The following is a 16,208-nucleotide window of genomic DNA, read 5'->3' as shown; positions in this document are numbered from 1 at the left end:
ATGCCAATGATCACCCCATGACTCTGATTCAACGTATCGACGCGCTGCTGCCGCAGACCCAATGCGGTAAATGCGGGCATCCGGGTTGCAAGCCTTACGCCGAGGGCATCGCCCAGGGCGAGGCGATCAACAAGTGCCCGCCCGGTGGGCAGGAAACCATTGCGGGCCTGGCCCACCTGTTGCGCGTGCCGGTGTTGGAACTGGACGCCAGTCGCGGTGAAGCCCCGGCCCAGGTGGCCTACATTCGCGAAGCCGAGTGCATTGGCTGCACCAAGTGCATCCAGGCGTGCCCGGTGGATGCGATTGTCGGCGCGGCCAAGTTGATGCACACCGTGATCATGGATGAATGCACCGGCTGCGACCTGTGTGTTGCGCCCTGCCCTGTGGACTGCATCGAAATGCGCCCGGCGACCGCTGTGCTGGCGATTGTCGGCGGCCTGGCCAGCAATGATCGGCAATATCAGGCACGCGCCCTCAAGCGCGACCGCGCGCGGCGGCGCTTTGAACAACGCAATGCGCGGCTGCAACGCGAGGAGGCGCATAAGCTCGCCGAGCGCCTGGCGCGGGCTAACCGTTCGGCACCGCCGGCTGCCCCCGTTGCAGCCGATGACACCCAAGCGGCCCGGGATACAGCGGTCAAGAAAGCCAAAATCGCCGTTGCCATGAGCCGTGCCCAACTGCATAAATCCCTCAAGGCATTTGGACATCCACCGACCTTTGAGCAGCAATCGCAGTTGATCGTGCTGCAACAGCAGTTCGAAGCGGCGGAGCAGGCGCTGGCCGCCCTGGAAGTACATGGCACGCCGGCGCCAGCAGTTGCGCCCAGTAACAGCGCCGACCTCAAGCGCGCTAAAATCCAACTGGCCATGCGTCGCGCAGAATTGCACAAAGCCCAGAATCTAAACGCCGACCCGGAGCAATTGGCCGAGGCGCAAAGCAAACTCGATGACGCACAACGCCAAGTGGATGCTCATAACAGCGCTTAAACCGAAAATAAACCCTGCTGTGTGTATGGCTACAATCCCGCTGATCGCCTGCAAGGAACCACCCGCCCCATGAATGCCGCAAAACGCCTGGAAATTTTCCGCAGGTTTCACGAAGACAATCCGGAACCCAAGACCGAGCTGGCCTACTCGTCGCCGTTCGAGTTGCTGATCGCGGTGATCCTGTCGGCACAATCCACCGACGTTGGCGTCAATAAGGCTACGGCCAAGTTGTACCCGGTGGCCAATACGCCAGCCGCCATTTACGCCCTGGGTGTGGACGGTTTGTCGGAATACATCAAAACCATCGGCCTGTACAACAGCAAGGCCAAGAACGTCATTGAGACCTGCCGCCTGTTGGTTGAATTGCACGGCAGTGAAGTACCGCAAACCCGCGAAGCTCTGGAGGCACTTCCGGGCGTAGGCCGCAAAACCGCTAACGTGGTGCTCAATACCGCGTTCCGGCAACTGACCATGGCAGTGGACACGCATATTTTCCGCGTCAGCAACCGCACCGGCATCGCGCGTGGCAAGAACGTGGTCGAGGTCGAAAAGCAGTTGATGAAGTTTGTACCCAAGCCTTATCTGCTCGACTCCCACCACTGGCTGATCCTGCACGGGCGCTACGTATGCCAGGCCCGCAAGCCTCGCTGCGGAAGTTGCCGGATCGAAGACCTGTGCGAATACAAGGACAAAACCTCGGACGATTGAGGGTTCATTGGTTTTCTCGATCAGTCGATTGAAAAAATCTTTTTTACCCGTTCGTGGATTATCGTTATAAGGAGCGCCAACGGCAGTCTTAGCCTGGAGTTAACCTTATGAGCACTGGCAAAGAACAACTGGATGTAGAAGACGATCTCGTTGAAGTGGCGGATGACGAAGGGGACGCCCCTGTGGCAGAGGTGGCCAAGACCAATTTGAGCAAACGCCGCACTATCGACAACCTGCTGGAAGAGCGACGCTTGCAAAAACAACTGGCCGATTACGACTTCGACCTCTGATCGATGCGCTGACGGCCGGAAGCCTCCCTGACGGAGGCTTTTTTTTGCCGGTTATTCGGGTTTTAGGGCACAACCGCACCCGCGTCTACACAAGGCCGTTGCGCTGGGCCAGCTCGATCAGGTCGACGAGGGAGCGTGCATTGAGCTTGAGTAACAGCCGGGTCTTGTAGGTGCTGACGGTTTTGTTGCTCAGGAACATGCCATCGGCGATTTCCTTGTTGGTTTTGCCTCGGGCCAGTTGCTGCAGCACCATCATCTCGCGACCCGACAGGCGTTCAACCATGTCCGCCTCGCTGGCATTGCCCATGGTCGAGCGTACCGAGTTGAGCGCCTGGTTGGGGAAATAGCTGTAGCCGGAGAGCACCGCCTTGATGGCGCTCAACAACTCGGTCAGGTCCTGTTGCTTGCACACGTAGCCCGCCGCCCCCGCCTGCATGCAGCGCATGGAAAAATGGCCGGGCGCCTGGGATGTCAGCACCAGCACCTTGACGGGCGCGGACTGCTTGGTAGACGCCAGGCGACAGATAACTTCCAGGCCATCGAGCTTGGGTATCCCGATATCCAGTATGACAATGTCCGGCATATGTTCCCGTGCAAGTTGCAACGCATCAACGCCGTTATCAGTCTCGGCAACGACTTCATAACCATGACGTTCCATTAGCATGCGCACAGCAAGACGAATGACGGGATGATCATCCACGATCAGCACTTTATTCATGAGAAAGTCCAATTTCGCTGTTCGAATTATTTAGAGCAAGCACAATAGCCTAGTCGTTTCCTAGTTGGCATAGCGCTCCCCCCCAAGCAACAGCAAGCAGAGACCCAACCCACAACGATATAGGAATTAACCTACAAAAAAACACAAACTCAGGTGCATCCGGTTTTATGGAGCCCTTCAGAACTTTCCGGGGCCGTACATATTTTGAGTGAAATATGCACCGCAGAACGGGTGCAAGGTAAATGTACCGCACATGACTTTCAGGAAATACCCCTTGCTTGTGGTAGCAAGGCCAGTGAGCAGTGGCAAAAAAATCAACTGTTTTAGTTCCATTCAACATAGCTATTTACATCCTTATTTCCTACAGAAGTTTCAGCGGCCTACATACTCGCCTTACTTAGGTAGTGAATTTTCCGTCAGATATAGTTCCTATGCAGGTGTAAAAAATTCATTCGACCGTACGGAAATAAACACACCGGCGCGGAAAAGACCCTGTTCAACTTCAATATTCAACAAACCTTAAACAGCCACGCACCGTTTAAACATCAGCGCGCATTTAAAGTCGTCTATCTTTATAATAGGCAGGCAAAAAAAATGGCCCCTTGAACAAGGGGCCATTTTTTACAACGAAGGCAGCACTCAGAACAGCTTGCGACCCTTGTTGGCGGCGATGCGCATACGCAACGCGTTCAGCTTGATGAAGCCTGCGGCGTCCGCCTGATTGTAAGCACCGCCGTCTTCTTCGAAGGTGGCGATGTTGGCGTCGAACAGCGACTCATCAGACTTGCGACCGGTGACGATCACGTTGCCCTTGTACAGCTTCAGGCGCACAACGCCGTTCACGTGGACCTGGGAGGCGTCGATCATCTGTTGCAGCATCAGACGCTCCGGGCTCCACCAGTAACCGGTGTAGATCAGGCTGGCGTATTTGGGCATCAGCTCGTCTTTGAGGTGAGCCACTTCGCGGTCCAGGGTGATGGACTCAATGGCGCGGTGGGCGCGCAGCATGATGGTGCCACCTGGGGTTTCGTAGCAGCCACGGGACTTCATGCCCACGTAACGGTTCTCGACGATGTCGAGACGGCCGATACCGTGTTCGCCACCGATACGGTTCAGGGTCGCCAGCACGGTGGCCGGGGTCATTTCGACGCCGTCCAGTGCCACGATGTCGCCGTTGCGGTAGGTCAGTTCCAGGTACTGGGCCTTGTCTGGAGCGTTCTCCGGGGAGACGGTCCATTTCCACATGTCTTCTTCGTGCTCGGTCCAGGTGTCTTCCAGCACGCCGCCTTCATAGGAGATGTGCAGCAAGTTGGCGTCCATCGAGTACGGGGACTTCTTCTTGCCGTGACGCTCGATCGGGATTGCATGCTTTTCAGCGTAATCCATCAGCTTTTCACGGGACAGCAGGTCCCATTCACGCCACGGTGCAATCACTTTCACGCCTGGCTTGAGGGCGTAGGCGCCGAGTTCGAAACGCACCTGGTCGTTGCCCTTGCCGGTAGCGCCATGGGAAATGGCGTCGGCGCCGGTTTCGTTGGCGATTTCGATCAGGCGTTTGGCGATCAGCGGGCGTGCGATGGAAGTACCCAGCAGGTACTCGCCTTCGTAGACAGTGTTGGCGCGAAACATCGGGAAGACGAAATCGCGGACGAATTCTTCGCGCAGGTCGTCAATGTAGATCTCTTTCACGCCCATGGCTTGCGCCTTGGCACGTGCAGGTTCGACCTCTTCGCCCTGACCCAGGTCAGCGGTGAAGGTCACCACTTCACAGTTATAAGTATCCTGCAGCCACTTGAGGATCACCGAAGTGTCCAGGCCGCCGGAATACGCGAGAACGACCTTGTTTACGTCGGCCATGCCATCACTCCACGGGGTTGTACGGAAAGCCGTCGATTCTACCGACCAAAACCGTGAATTTACAGGGGCGCGACAGCAAATGAAGATAAAGCGACAGATTATGTCGAGCGGGCGACCGATGGTCGCACCTTATGAGGTGTGTGCCGCGCTGCTCGGGCCAGTGGCCTGGGGCGCCGGTTTCGCGGGGGTAGCCACGCGTTCGAGCTGAATATTCACGCGACGATTGCGGGCGCGGTTGGCGGCATTGGTATTGGGCGCCAGTGGGTAACTTTCACCGTGAAAGCGCATCGTGATCTGCGATTCCTGGATGCCATTGGCCTTGAAGTAGTCCATCACCGCCAGGGCACGACGGCGCGAGACGTCACGGTTGGTCAGGCGGTTGCCGCTGTTGTCGGAATGCCCATTGAGCTCGACGTGGTTAACCGTCGGGTCGGCTTTCATGAACGCGAGAATCACATCCAGCTTCTTTTTGGCAGCGGCGTCCAACTCGATACCGCCACCGGGGAAGCCGACTTCAGTCTGTTTGACCTGATCGTAATTCATCGGCAACAGCTTGGTGGTGCACAGTTGATAGTCGTTGAAGGCCTTGTTGAATTTCACCGGCAACAGGCGGACTTCCGAGTAGCCGCCCTCACGCCCGTAATGCCGCACGGTGGGGCTGCGCCCTTCGAGCAAGCCGGTGAACAAACGCCCGGCCTGGGCCTGGGAGCTGTTGAACAGCACATCACCACTGCCGACACGCACCGCACCGAGGTTGATATCGCCACGGCCCGGCTGCCAGGGAGCAGCCGCCGCCAACAAGGTCGCCGAGCCCGCCCCGAGCGCGCCGCTGTAGGCTTTGAGGCGAAATGTGGCCTGCTCGCCGGCCCGGCGCACGAACTCACCCGAGCCGAAATCGGTGATCGGCTGGGTCAGGCGGCACTCGAACTGGTCGCCTTCCACCTTCCACTCAATGTTCTCCAGACGTGTCTGGAATGTGAGTGCCATCGCAGGCAGGCTGGCGAACACACTGAGCAGGGCTAGATAATGCTGGCGCACGGGAGGCTCCACTGGTTTCTACAACACTTCAAAGCGTCATACGTCGTTAAGGCATACCCAGGGATATCGGACACGTGCGGCAAAACTTGATAGCGAGTGCCTGCAAGAGTCTTTTCCGGTAGCATTCCCACCAGATTGACCCGCCTGGAATCCCCAATGTCCGACCGCCTGACCCTGCTGCGTCCCGACGACTGGCATATTCATCTTCGCGATGGTGCTGCGTTACCCCAAACCGTGGCCGATGTAGCGCGCACGTTTGGCCGCGCGATTATCATGCCTAACCTGGTACCTCCGGTGCGTAATGCCGAGCAAGCCGATGCCTATCGCCAGCGTATCCTCGCTGCGCGCCCGGCCGGCAGCCGCTTCGAACCGTTGATGGTGCTCTACCTCACCGACCGCACCCAGCCTGCCGAGATTCGCGAGGCCAAGGCCAGCGGTTTTGTGTACGCCGCCAAGCTGTACCCGGCGGGCGCGACCACCAACTCCGACTCCGGCGTGACCAGTATCGACAAGATCCTGCCGGCGATCGAAGCCATGGCTGAAGTCGGCATGCCGCTGCTGATCCACGGTGAAGTCACCCGTGGCGATGTGGATGTGTTTGATCGTGAAAAGATCTTCATCGACGAGCATATGCGCCGTGTGGTCGAGCTGTTCCCGACCCTCAAGGTCGTGTTCGAACACATCACCACCGCCGACGCCGTGCAGTTCGTCAACGAGGCTTCGGCCAATGTGGGCGCGACCATCACCGCGCATCACCTGCTCTATAACCGCAACCACATGCTGGTGGGCGGGATTCGGCCGCACTTCTATTGCCTGCCGATCCTCAAACGCAACACCCACCAGGTGGCCCTGCTGGACGCCGCCACCAGCGGCAGCCCGAAGTTCTTCCTCGGCACCGACTCGGCGCCCCACGCCCAGCACGCCAAAGAAGCGGCATGCGGCTGTGCCGGTTGCTACACCGCGTATGCCGCCATCGAGCTGTATGCCGAAGCGTTTGAACAGCGCAACGCCCTGGACAAGCTCGAGGCGTTCGCCAGCCTCAACGGCCCGCGTTTCTACGGCCTGCCGGCGAATACCGACCGCATTACCCTGGTTCGTGAAGACTGGACCGCCCCTGCCAGCCTGCCGTTTGGCGAGCTGACTGTTATCCCGCTGCGCGCCGGTGAAACACTGCGCTGGCGCCTGCTGGAGGAAAGCAAGTGAGTGAAGACCATTACGACGACGAACACGAGCACAGTGGTGGCGGCTCCCGCCACCCGATGGCCGAGCGGTTTCGCGGCTATCTGCCGGTTGTCATCGACGTAGAAACCGGTGGTTTCAACTGCGCCACCGACGCGTTGCTGGAAATCGCCGCTACCACCATCGGCATGGACGAGCAGGGTTTTGTGTTCCCGGAACACACCCATTTCTTCCGTGTGGAGCCGTTTGAAGGCGCGAATATCGAAGCTGCAGCCCTTGAATTCACCGGGATCAAGCTCGATCACCCGCTGCGCATGGCGGTGAGTGAAGAAGCGGCGCTCACCGATATCTTCCGTGGTGTGCGCAAAGCGTTGAAGGCCAATGGCTGCAAACGCGCGATCCTGGTGGGTCACAACAGCAGCTTCGACCTGGGCTTCCTGAATGCTGCCGTGACGCGCTTGGACATGAAGCGCAACCCGTTTCACCCATTTTCCAGCTTCGACACCGCCACGCTTGCGGGCCTGGCTTACGGCCAGACCGTGCTGGCGAAGGCCTGCCAGGCAGCGGGTATCGACTTTGACGGTCGTGAGGCCCACTCGGCCCGCTACGACACCGAGAAGACCGCCGAGCTGTTCTGCGGCATCGTCAACCGCTGGAAACAGATGGGCGGCTGGGAAGACTTCAACGACTGAAGTTGAACCCCGCGCATAAAAAAACCGGCCTTCTCAGGCCGGTTTTTTTTGCTTCGAACCTGGCTTACAGCTTGCCGGCGTTCTCGGTCAGGTAAGCCGCAACGCCTTCTGGCGAAGCGTTCATGCCTTTGTCGCCTTTTTTCCAGTTGGCAGGGCAGACTTCGCCGTGCTCTTCGTGGAATTGCAGGGCGTCGACCAGACGGATCAGCTCTTCCATGTTACGGCCCAGCGGCAGGTCGTTGATGATCTGCGAGCGCACAACGCCCTTGTCATCAATCAGGAACGCGCCACGGAACGCCACGCCGCCTTCGGACTCAACGTCGTAGGCCTTGGCAATGTCGTGCTTCATGTCGGCAGCCATGGTGTATTTGACTTTGCCGATGCCGCCATCATTGATGGCGGTGTTGCGCCAGGCGTTGTGGGTGAAATGGGAGTCGATGGAAACGGCGACCACTTCAACGTTGCGCGCCTTGAAATCGTCCATGCGGTGGTCCAGAGCGATCAGCTCCGACGGGCACACGAAGGTGAAGTCCAGCGGGTAGAAGAACACCAGGCCGTATTTGCCTTTGATGGCTTCAGACAGTTTAAAGCTGTCAACGATTTCGCCATTGCCGAGCACGGCAGGTACGTCGAAATCCGGGGCTTGTTTGCCGACGAGTACGCTCATTGGGTATCTCCTGATGTAAGGGTGACGATTGAAGTAAAAGGACCGACCCAAGTCTGGCGCAGTTAAGCGACAGGCCTGTGACGCGGTCACGCTTCGTGAAGACCGACCATCATACACTGAAAAAACCGTTCGTCAGCGCGCCGCAGGGACCTGGCAAAACCCTGCGAATCTACTTTGACAATCATTCTCGTTAACATTAAGATCCATCGCACTTAAGCCTTAAACCCGCGATGGTTCTCCCTTATGTATGTCTGCCTCTGCACTGGCGTCACCGACGGACAAATCCGCGAAGCAATCTATGAAGGTTGCTGCAGCTACAAGGAAGTACGTGAAACCACCGGCGTTGCCAGCCAGTGCGGTAAATGTGCTTGCCTCGCCAAGCAAGTGGTACGGGAAACCCTGACGCAGCTGCAAACAGCCCAGGCCGCGCTCCCCTACTCAGCAGAATTTATACACGCTTAAATAGGCGTGTTTTGAAGAACCGGACTTAGAGTCCGGTTTTTTTATGCCTGTAATTCAATTAGTTAGCGCCAAGACGCGGAACACAAACATTCTTATTCCGATTAATTTTCATTTATTATTCAATAACTTAGGTTTGACACTAGAGATTTCGCCGCTCAAACTCCGCCTTATACACAGCTATTACAGGGCAGGACCCCAGTCATGAAAGGCGACATCTCAGTCATCCAGCAACTCAACAAAATCCTTGCCAATGAACTGGTCGCGATCAATCAGTACTTTCTGCATGCGCGCATGTATGACGATTGGGGCCTGGAAAAGCTCGGCAAGCGTGAATACAAAGAATCGATCAAGGCCATGAAGGACGCAGACGCGCTGATCAAGCGCATCCTGTTCCTGGAAGGCCTGCCGAACGTACAGGACCTGGGCAAGCTGAACATCGGCGAGCACACCCAGGAGATGATCAGCAGCGACCTGAAGTTCGAGCAGAAGAGCCACAGCGACCTCAAGGCCGCCATCGCTCACTGCGAAACCAAAGGCGACTTCGGCAGCCGTGAGCTGCTGGAAGATATCCTGGAAGATCAGGAAGAACATATCGACTGGCTGGAAACCCAGCTGGGCTTGATCGTTAAAGTCAGCCTGGAAAACTACCTGCAATCGCAGATGGGTGAATAAGCGCTGAAGATCTTTCCCACTTGAGCATGGTGACGCAGAGCGTCACAGGATGCATTCCCACGCGGAGCGTGGGAACGATCACAAAAAAGCCCCGCTCTCTTTCGAGAAGCGGGGCTTTTTATTGCATTCGGATCAAGCGTCAGTCTTGGCCGCCGCATTTGCCGCTGCGTCTTTGATCAGCGCTTGCAACGAACCATCAGCTGCCATTTCAGTGATGATATCGCTACCGCCGACCAGTTCACCGGCCACCCACAGTTGCGGGAAAGTCGGCCAGTTGGCGTACTTCGGCAGGTTGGCGCGGATTTCCGGGTTTTGCAGGATATCCACGTAAGCGAATTTCTCGCCGCACGCCATGATGGCCTGGGAAGCCTTCGCGGAGAAACCGCACTGAGGAGCGTTCGGGGCGCCCTTCATGTAAAGCAGAATGGTGTTATTGGCAATCTGCTCTTTGATCGTTTCGATGATATCCATGGAACACCTCGGCTGGAACTTTGCGACTCACAGGTCGGCACGGTGGCGCATTGTAACGCAAAATTCCAGCGCGGTGCTCGGGCCTTATGCGGCGGCCACCTGCACCGGGACGCCATTGAGCGCGGCGTTCCCAGACAATTCGTCCAATTGCCGCTCGTCGGTCAGGTCATTGGCACTGGCCCCAGGCTGCTCACTGGCGATGGTCATGCGCACGCCTGGGCGACCGTGCCCCCAGCCGTGAGGCAGGCTGACCACGCCGGGCATCATGTCCAGGCTCGCCACCACTTCCACTTCAATCTCGCCAATACGTGAGCTGACGCGCACCCACTGCCCATCGCTCAATTGTCGGCTGGCCAGGTCGTCGGGGTGCATATGCAGTTGATGGCGCGGCTTGCCCTTCACCAGGCGGTGATAGTTATGCATCCAGGAATTGTTGCTGCGCACATGCCGACGGCCGATCAGTAACAATTCATTGACCATCGGCACCGGCTGCGCGGCAAACCGCGCCAGGTCCGCCAGGATCACCGCAGGCGCCGCCTGCACGTGGCCGTCGGCGGTTTTCAAGCGTGCGGCCAGATTAGGCTTGAGCGGCCCCAGGTCCACGCCATGGGGATGATCGGCGAGCATGGCCACCGACAGTTTGTGCTCGGAAGCATCGCCATAGACCCCGGCGCGCAAGCCAAAGTCGATCATCTGCGCCGGTGCCATGGTCGGCTTGAGCGCAACACCGGTGTGCGCAGCGAAGGCCTTGGCCAAACCGACAAAGATCTCCCAGTCATGCAACGCGCCGGCAGGCTTGGGCAGGATCGCGCGATTGAAGCGGGTGACGTTACGCACCGCAAACATATTGAATGTGGTGTCGTAGTGATCGTTTTCCAGCGCCGAGGTGGACGGCAGGATCAGGTCGGCATAGCGCGTGGTTTCGTTGATATACAGGTCGACGCTGACCATGAACTCCAAACCGTCCAGGGCTTTCTCCAGTTGGCGGCCGTTAGGCGTGGACAGCACCGGGTTTCCGGCCACCGTCACCAGGGCGCGGATCTGCCCCTCGCCTTCAGTGAGCATCTCTTCGGCCAGGGCCGAAACGGGCAACTCACCACCGTACTCCGGCCGCCCGGACACCCGGCTTTGCCAGCGATTGAAGTGCCCACCGCCAGTGGAGGCCACCAGGTCTACTGCCGGCGTGGTGCAGAGGGCGCCGCCGACACGGTCGAGGTTGCCCGTGACCAGATTGATCAATTGCACCAGCCAATGGCACAGCGTGCCGAAGGCCTGGGTCGATACGCCCATGCGCCCGTAGCACACGGCCTTGTCCGCCGCCGCAAAGTCCCGCGCCAACTGGCGGATCTGCTCGGCAGGCACCGCACACTGGCGGCTCATGGCTTCAGCGGTAAACCCGGCAATCGCCTGGCGCACAGCCTCCAGGCCAGCAATCGGCAAATGGCTGTCGCGGGTCAGGTTTTCGCTGAACAAGGTGTTGAGCAGCCCGAACAACAGCGCGGCGTCGCCACCGGGGCGCACGAACACATGCTGATCGGCAATCGCTGCCGTCTCGCTGCGTCGGGGGTCAACCACCACCACTTTGCCGCCACGCGCCTGGATGGCCTTGAGGCGTTTTTCCACATCGGGCACGGTCATGATGCTGCCGTTGGACGCCAGCGGGTTGCCGCCCAGGATCAGCATGAAGTCGGTGTGGTCGATGTCCGGAATCGGCAGCAACAAGCCATGGCCGTACATCAGGTGGCTGGTGAGGTGATGGGGCAACTGGTCCACCGAGGTGGCGGAATACCGATTGCGCGTCTTCAGCAGGCCAAGGAAGTAGTTGCTGTGCGTCATCAACCCATAGTTATGCACGCTGGGGTTGCCCTGATACACCGCCACCGCGTTCTGCCCGTGCCGGGCCTGAATGCCTGCGAGGCGTTCGGCCACCAGCGCAAAGGCCTCGTCCCATGGGATCGGCTGCCAGTCGCTGCCCACGCGCAGCATGGGCTGGTGCAAACGGTCCGGGTCGTTCTGGATGTCTTGCAGCGCCACGGCTTTTGGGCAAATGTGTCCGCGGCTGAACGTATCCAGCGGGTCGCCCTTGATGGAAGTGATCGCCAGGCTGCCGTCGTCCGCCTGGGTGGTTTCCAGGGTCAGACCACAGATGGCTTCACACAGATGGCAGGCACGGTGGTGGAGAGTCTTGGTCATGGCCAGTCTCTTTATTGGGCTTTGGCCCAACTATGGCCCGACAACCGGACGCGCACCAGCAACGTTCGCCGCGTGAATCAAAGGGCATAGGCCAGACCGTGAGCAAATGTTTCAAAACTTGCTACAGCACCGCTGAAACCGACGCAGCCTGGCCCGAGCCCGCCCCCACACATTGCAAAAGGTCTCGGCGCCAGTGTACAAATGGGGCGCTGCTGTCAGGAATCAGTCTTCAAAAGCGCCCCGGCGCCCCTCTTGAACACCCTTAAAAACCGTAGCCCTATTGGTAAGACGCGACATTTAATTATAAGATCGCGCCTTCCCCTATTTCGTCGCCCCGTGCGGCTTTCGCCGCAGGTCTCGCCCGTTGTCACAATAAACAAGGCTTTGAGTATCTGCGGTCTGTTGCAAAAAGGTAGTTAATGATGAGCGCAAGGCACTTTCTCTCCCTGATGGATTGCACGCCCGAAGAGCTGGTCAGCGTGATCCGTCGAGGCATTGAGCTTAAAGACCTGCGTAACCGCGGCGTACTGTTCGAGCCTTTGAAAAACCGTGTGCTCGGGATGATTTTCGAGAAGTCGTCGACCCGCACCCGCGTGTCGTTCGAAGCCGGCATGATCCAGCTGGGTGGCCAAGCCATCTTCCTGTCCTCGCGTGACACCCAACTGGGCCGTGGCGAGCCGATTGCCGACGCCGCCCGCGTGATGTCGCGCATGCTCGATGCGGTGATGATCCGTACTTTTGCCCACAGCACCGTGACCGAGTTTTCCGCCAACTCGCGGGTACCGGTGATCAACGGCCTGTCCGATGACCTGCACCCGTGCCAGTTGCTGGCCGACATGCAAACCTTCCTTGAGCACCGTGGTTCGATTCAGGGCAAGACCGTGGCCTGGATCGGCGACGGCAACAACATGTGCAACAGCTATATAGAAGCGGCGATCCAGTTCGACTTCCAACTGCGCGTTGCCTGCCCCGAAGGCTACGAGCCGGATGCACGCTTCCTGGCCCAGGCCGGTGATCGCGTGACCCTGGTGCGCGACCCGCGTGACGCGGTCATCGGCGCGCACCTGGTGAGCACCGACGTATGGACCTCCATGGGCCAGGAAGACGAAACCGCCAAGCGCCTGGCGCTGTTCGCGCCGTTCCAGGTGACCCGCGCCCTGCTCGACCTGGCCGCGCCGGACGTGCTGTTCATGCACTGCCTGCCCGCGCACCGTGGCGAAGAAATCAGCCTCGACCTGCTCGACGATGAGCGCTCGGTGGCGTGGGACCAGGCCGAGAACCGCCTGCACGCGCAAAAGGCGCTGCTCGAATTCCTCGTCCCGCCGTCGTACCACCACGCATGAGCCAGCCATTACTGCTGAACCTGCGCAATCTGGCATGCGGCTATCAAGATCAACGCGTGGTGCAGAACCTCAATCTGCACCTCAACGCCGGTGACATCGGCTGCCTGCTGGGCTCCTCAGGTTGCGGCAAAACCACGACCTTGCGGGCGATTGCCGGGTTTGAGCCGGTGCATGAAGGTGAGATCAGCCTGGCCGGTGAAGTAATCTCCAGCGCCGGGTTCACCCTGGCGCCGGAGAAACGTCGCATTGGCATGGTGTTCCAGGACTACGCGCTGTTTCCGCATTTGAGCGTGGCCGACAACATCGCCTTCGGCATTCGCAAGCACCCGCAAAAAGACCGCGTGGTCGGCGAACTGCTGGAACTGGTCAACCTGAAAAACCTCGGCAAACGCTTCCCACACGAGCTTTCCGGCGGCCAGCAACAACGCGTCGCCCTCGCCCGCGCGCTGGCGCCGGAGCCGCAACTGTTGCTGCTCGACGAACCCTTCTCCAACCTCGATGGCGAACTGCGGCGCAAGCTCAGCCATGAGGTGCGCGACATTCTCAAGGCGCGTGGCACCAGTGCGATTCTGGTCACCCATGACCAGGAAGAAGCCTTCGCCGTGAGTGATCAGGTGGGGGTATTCAAGGAAGGCCGCCTTGAGCAGTGGGACACGCCCTACAACCTCTACCACGAACCGCAGACGCCTTATGTCGCCAGCTTTATCGGCCAGGGTTACTTTATTCGCGGGCAACTGAGTTCGCCGGAATCGGTGAGTACCGAACTGGGTGACTTGCGTGGCAATCGTGCTTATACCTGGCCAACCGGTGGCGCGGTGGACGTTCTGCTACGCCCGGATGACATTGTTTATGCGCCGGACAGCGCGCTGAAAGCGCGAATTGTCGGTAAGACGTTCCTTGGCGCTTCGACCTTGTACCGCCTGCAACTGCCGACCGGCGCACAGCTGGAGTCGATTTTCCCCAGCCATGCAGACCATCAGGTCGGTGCGCAGGTGGGGATTCGGGTGGCGGCGGAGCATCTGGTGTTGTTTCAGGCATCGGGCAGCACGGCGGCGCAGATTCCTCAAGTTGAATCCGGCGTTCGCCGCTACAGCCCGGCTCACTGAGCAACTGACGAAACCGGGTAAAAAATGTGGGAGCGGGCTTGCTCGCGAATGCGGTGTGTCAGCTGACAGATTCATTACTGAACCACCGCATCGCGAGCAAGCCCGCTCCCACATTGGATCTCAAAAGCTTCAAAATATGAGTTTCAGCCCCGCCCAATCGGCGCAAATTTGGCCTGGGTGTGCTCGGCCAGCACCGCTGCAGCCAGTTCCACTTCCAACCCCCTTCTGCCGGCACTCACATGAATCGTCGCAAACTGTTGCGCGGTCTCATCGATAAAGGTGCGCAAACGCTTCTTCTGCCCTAAAGGGCTGATGCCACCCAACAGGTAGCCGGTAGAACGCTGCGCCGCGACCGGATCGGCCATCTCGGCTTTTTTAACCCCGGCCGCATGGGCCAGCGCCTTCAAGTCCAGACTTCCGACGACCGGCACCACCGCCACCAACAACTCACCTTTCTCACTGCTGGCCAGCAAGGTCTTGAACACCTGCGCCGGATCAAGACCCAATTTTTCCGCGGCCTCCAGGCCATAAGACGCGGCCTTGGGGTCGTGCTCGTAACTGTGGATGCGATGTTCGGCGCGAACTTTTTTCAACAGGTCCAGTGCGGGGGTCATGTCTACTCCTGGCGCAGCAAAAAGATCGCCAATTCTAGGCCAAGCCCGCACAAAACGCTCTAGTGCGACCCTCCTGCTGTGAACACTTGCAGCCTCCCCCGTGATCATTCACCAGACCAATAGTTCGAAAATGACCAATGGTTCACTTTCGACCTTTGACAGCGGTCATTCTTGTCTATATTTTTTCGTTTCCGAATACTGTAGGAATAGTGCTCCAGTGTTCCAGCGGGAAGCCGCAGTCAGGATGGGGATCCTGATTACGGTGAAAATCGCGCAATCGTCCGTTGAGGCTATGCGCCAACAAGAACAACAATCGAGGTTTGCCATGACTACTGCTCTTCAACAGCCTTCACTTTCGAGCCAATGCATGGCCGAGTTCCTGGGGACTGCGCTTCTGATCTTCTTCGGTACAGGATGTGTCGCTGCGCTCAAGGTCGCGGGTGCCAGCTTCGGGCTGTGGGAAATCAGTATTATCTGGGGCATCGGCGTGAGCATGGCGATCTACCTCACCGCCGGTATTTCCGGGGCGCATCTCAACCCGGCCGTGAGTATCGCCCTGTGCATCTTTGCCGATTTTGAAAAACGCAAACTGCCTTTCTATATCCTCGCGCAAATCGCTGGCGCCTTCTGCTCGGCGGCGCTGGTTTACACGCTGTACAGCAACCTCTTTTTCGATTACGAACAAACTCACCATATGGTGCGCGGCTCCCAGGCCAGCCTGGAATTGGCGTCGGTGTTCTCCACCTACCCGCATGCCTTGCTGAGCACGGCCCAGGCATTCCTCGTGGAAATGGTCATCACCGCCATCCTGATGGGCGTGATCATGGCCCTGACCGACGATAACAACGGCCTGCCCCGCGGCCCGTTGGCCCCACTGCTGATCGGCCTGCTGATTGCGGTAATCGGCAGCGCCATGGGCCCGCTGACCGGCTTTGCGATGAACCCGGCGCGGGATTTCGGCCCCAAGCTGATGACCTTTTTCGCCGGCTGGGGTGAAATGGCCTTTACTGGCGGCCGCGATATTCCTTACTTCCTGGTACCGATTTTCGCGCCGATTGTCGGCGCCTGCCTCGGCGCAGCGGCGTACCGCGGGCTGATTGCCCGCCACCTGCCAAGCGCCGCACCTGCTATAGCTGAAGAAACACCTGACACGGCTGTCAACGGCAAGACTCGTATTTCCTGAAAGCGCCGGCCTGGTGCCCCTGCCCTTCG

Annotated in this window: 16 protein-coding genes and 1 pseudogene; 10 read left to right on the top strand and 7 right to left on the bottom strand. The window is 58.8% G+C overall.

All coding sequences use genetic code 11. From position 1 onward, the window contains the following. Positions 1–17: 17 nt before the first annotated feature. The 3 genes and pseudogenes from rsxB to BFP92_RS06915 form a co-directional block, all read left to right on the top strand. A pseudogene (rsxB, locus tag BFP92_RS32000) lies at positions 18–404 on the top strand (electron transport complex subunit RsxB); the annotation flags it as partial. Between the two features lie 651 nt (positions 405–1,055). Continuing rightward, entirely contained in the window at positions 1,056–1,694 is a 639-nt protein-coding gene (gene nth / locus BFP92_RS06920; protein WP_056857621.1) for an endonuclease III, read from the top strand. Positions 1,695–1,801: 107 nt separating this feature from the next. Next, positions 1,802–1,984 (top strand): PA3496 family putative envelope integrity protein, encoded by a 183-nt coding sequence (locus BFP92_RS06915; protein ID WP_056857622.1) that lies wholly within the window; start codon positions 1,802–1,804, stop codon positions 1,982–1,984. Between the two features lie 85 nt (positions 1,985–2,069). On the opposite strand, the gene BFP92_RS06910 is transcribed toward BFP92_RS06915, so the two are convergent. From BFP92_RS06910 to BFP92_RS06900, 3 genes are all read right to left on the bottom strand, one after another. Beyond that, the gene (locus tag BFP92_RS06910) at positions 2,070–2,702 is read right to left on the bottom strand and encodes a response regulator transcription factor (protein ID WP_056857623.1); all 633 of its coding nucleotides are present in this window, start codon (positions 2,700–2,702) and stop codon (positions 2,070–2,072) included. Between the two features lie 639 nt (positions 2,703–3,341). Continuing rightward, on the bottom strand, positions 3,342–4,559 hold the full coding sequence (locus BFP92_RS06905) for an argininosuccinate synthase (protein ID WP_003208700.1): 1,218 nt from the start codon (positions 4,557–4,559) through the stop codon (positions 3,342–3,344). A 129-nt stretch (positions 4,560–4,688) separates the two neighbouring features. Continuing rightward, a complete protein-coding gene (locus BFP92_RS06900; protein ID WP_065928909.1) occupies positions 4,689–5,597 on the bottom strand; it encodes a flagellar protein MotY in 909 nt (302 codons plus the stop codon). 156 nt (positions 5,598–5,753) lie between these two features. Here BFP92_RS06900 and pyrC point away from each other — a divergent pair, with 156 nt between their 5' ends. Both pyrC and rnt read left to right on the top strand, forming a co-directional pair. Further along, positions 5,754–6,800, top strand: a complete 1,047-nt coding sequence (gene pyrC / locus BFP92_RS06895; RefSeq protein ID WP_017137042.1) for a dihydroorotase — start codon at positions 5,754–5,756, stop codon at positions 6,798–6,800. Beyond that, positions 6,797–7,468 carry a ribonuclease T gene (gene rnt / locus BFP92_RS06890; RefSeq protein ID WP_017137041.1) on the top strand — a complete coding sequence of 224 codons (672 nt, stop codon included), beginning with the start codon at positions 6,797–6,799 and terminating at the stop codon, positions 7,466–7,468. The genes pyrC and rnt overlap by 4 nt, the downstream gene beginning before the upstream one ends. 64 nt (positions 7,469–7,532) lie before the next feature. Here the strand turns inward: rnt and BFP92_RS06885 are convergent, their stop codons facing one another. Next, positions 7,533–8,135, bottom strand: a complete 603-nt coding sequence (locus tag BFP92_RS06885; RefSeq protein WP_003172097.1) for a peroxiredoxin — start codon at positions 8,133–8,135, stop codon at positions 7,533–7,535. A gap of 243 nt (positions 8,136–8,378) precedes the next feature. On the opposite strand from BFP92_RS06885, the gene BFP92_RS30205 reads away from it, so the two are divergent. Both BFP92_RS30205 and bfr read left to right on the top strand, forming a co-directional pair. Then, on the top strand, positions 8,379–8,597 hold the full coding sequence (locus BFP92_RS30205) for a bacterioferritin-associated ferredoxin (RefSeq protein WP_083221708.1): 219 nt from the start codon (positions 8,379–8,381) through the stop codon (positions 8,595–8,597). A gap of 201 nt (positions 8,598–8,798) precedes the next feature. Continuing rightward, positions 8,799–9,269 (top strand): bacterioferritin, encoded by a 471-nt coding sequence (gene bfr, locus BFP92_RS06880; protein ID WP_017137040.1) that lies wholly within the window; start codon positions 8,799–8,801, stop codon positions 9,267–9,269. Positions 9,270–9,401: 132 nt separating this feature from the next. Here the strand turns inward: bfr and grxD are convergent, their stop codons facing one another. After that, a complete protein-coding gene (gene grxD / locus BFP92_RS06875) occupies positions 9,402–9,740 on the bottom strand; it encodes a Grx4 family monothiol glutaredoxin (RefSeq protein ID WP_010212745.1) in 339 nt (112 codons plus the stop codon). A gap of 84 nt (positions 9,741–9,824) precedes the next feature. Continuing rightward, a complete protein-coding gene (locus BFP92_RS06870) occupies positions 9,825–11,933 on the bottom strand; it encodes a molybdopterin oxidoreductase family protein (RefSeq protein WP_065928908.1) in 2,109 nt (702 codons plus the stop codon). A 422-nt stretch (positions 11,934–12,355) separates the two neighbouring features. Between BFP92_RS06870 and argF the strand changes: the two genes are divergently transcribed. Next, positions 12,356–13,276 (top strand): ornithine carbamoyltransferase, encoded by a 921-nt coding sequence (gene argF, locus BFP92_RS06865; protein WP_065928907.1) that lies wholly within the window; start codon positions 12,356–12,358, stop codon positions 13,274–13,276. Beyond that, positions 13,273–14,382 carry an ABC transporter ATP-binding protein gene (locus BFP92_RS06860; protein WP_065928906.1) on the top strand — a complete coding sequence of 370 codons (1,110 nt, stop codon included), beginning with the start codon at positions 13,273–13,275 and terminating at the stop codon, positions 14,380–14,382. Before argF ends, BFP92_RS06860 begins: the two co-directional genes overlap by 4 nt. A 143-nt stretch (positions 14,383–14,525) precedes the next feature. Here the strand turns inward: BFP92_RS06860 and ybaK are convergent, their stop codons facing one another. Beyond that, complete coding sequence (ybaK, locus tag BFP92_RS06855) at positions 14,526–14,996, bottom strand: Cys-tRNA(Pro) deacylase (protein ID WP_017137036.1); 471 nt, start codon at positions 14,994–14,996, stop codon at positions 14,526–14,528. A 325-nt stretch (positions 14,997–15,321) separates the two neighbouring features. Here ybaK and BFP92_RS06850 point away from each other — a divergent pair, with 325 nt between their 5' ends. After that, complete coding sequence (locus tag BFP92_RS06850; RefSeq protein ID WP_056857650.1) at positions 15,322–16,179, top strand: MIP/aquaporin family protein; 858 nt, start codon at positions 15,322–15,324, stop codon at positions 16,177–16,179. Positions 16,180–16,208: the final 29 nt, after the last annotated feature.

This window comes from Pseudomonas sp. 58 R 3 (assembly GCF_900006605.1).
GTDB classification, from domain to species: domain Bacteria; phylum Pseudomonadota; class Gammaproteobacteria; order Pseudomonadales; family Pseudomonadaceae; genus Aquipseudomonas; species Aquipseudomonas salomonii.
This window is presented reverse-complemented; position numbering and strand designations above follow the sequence as displayed.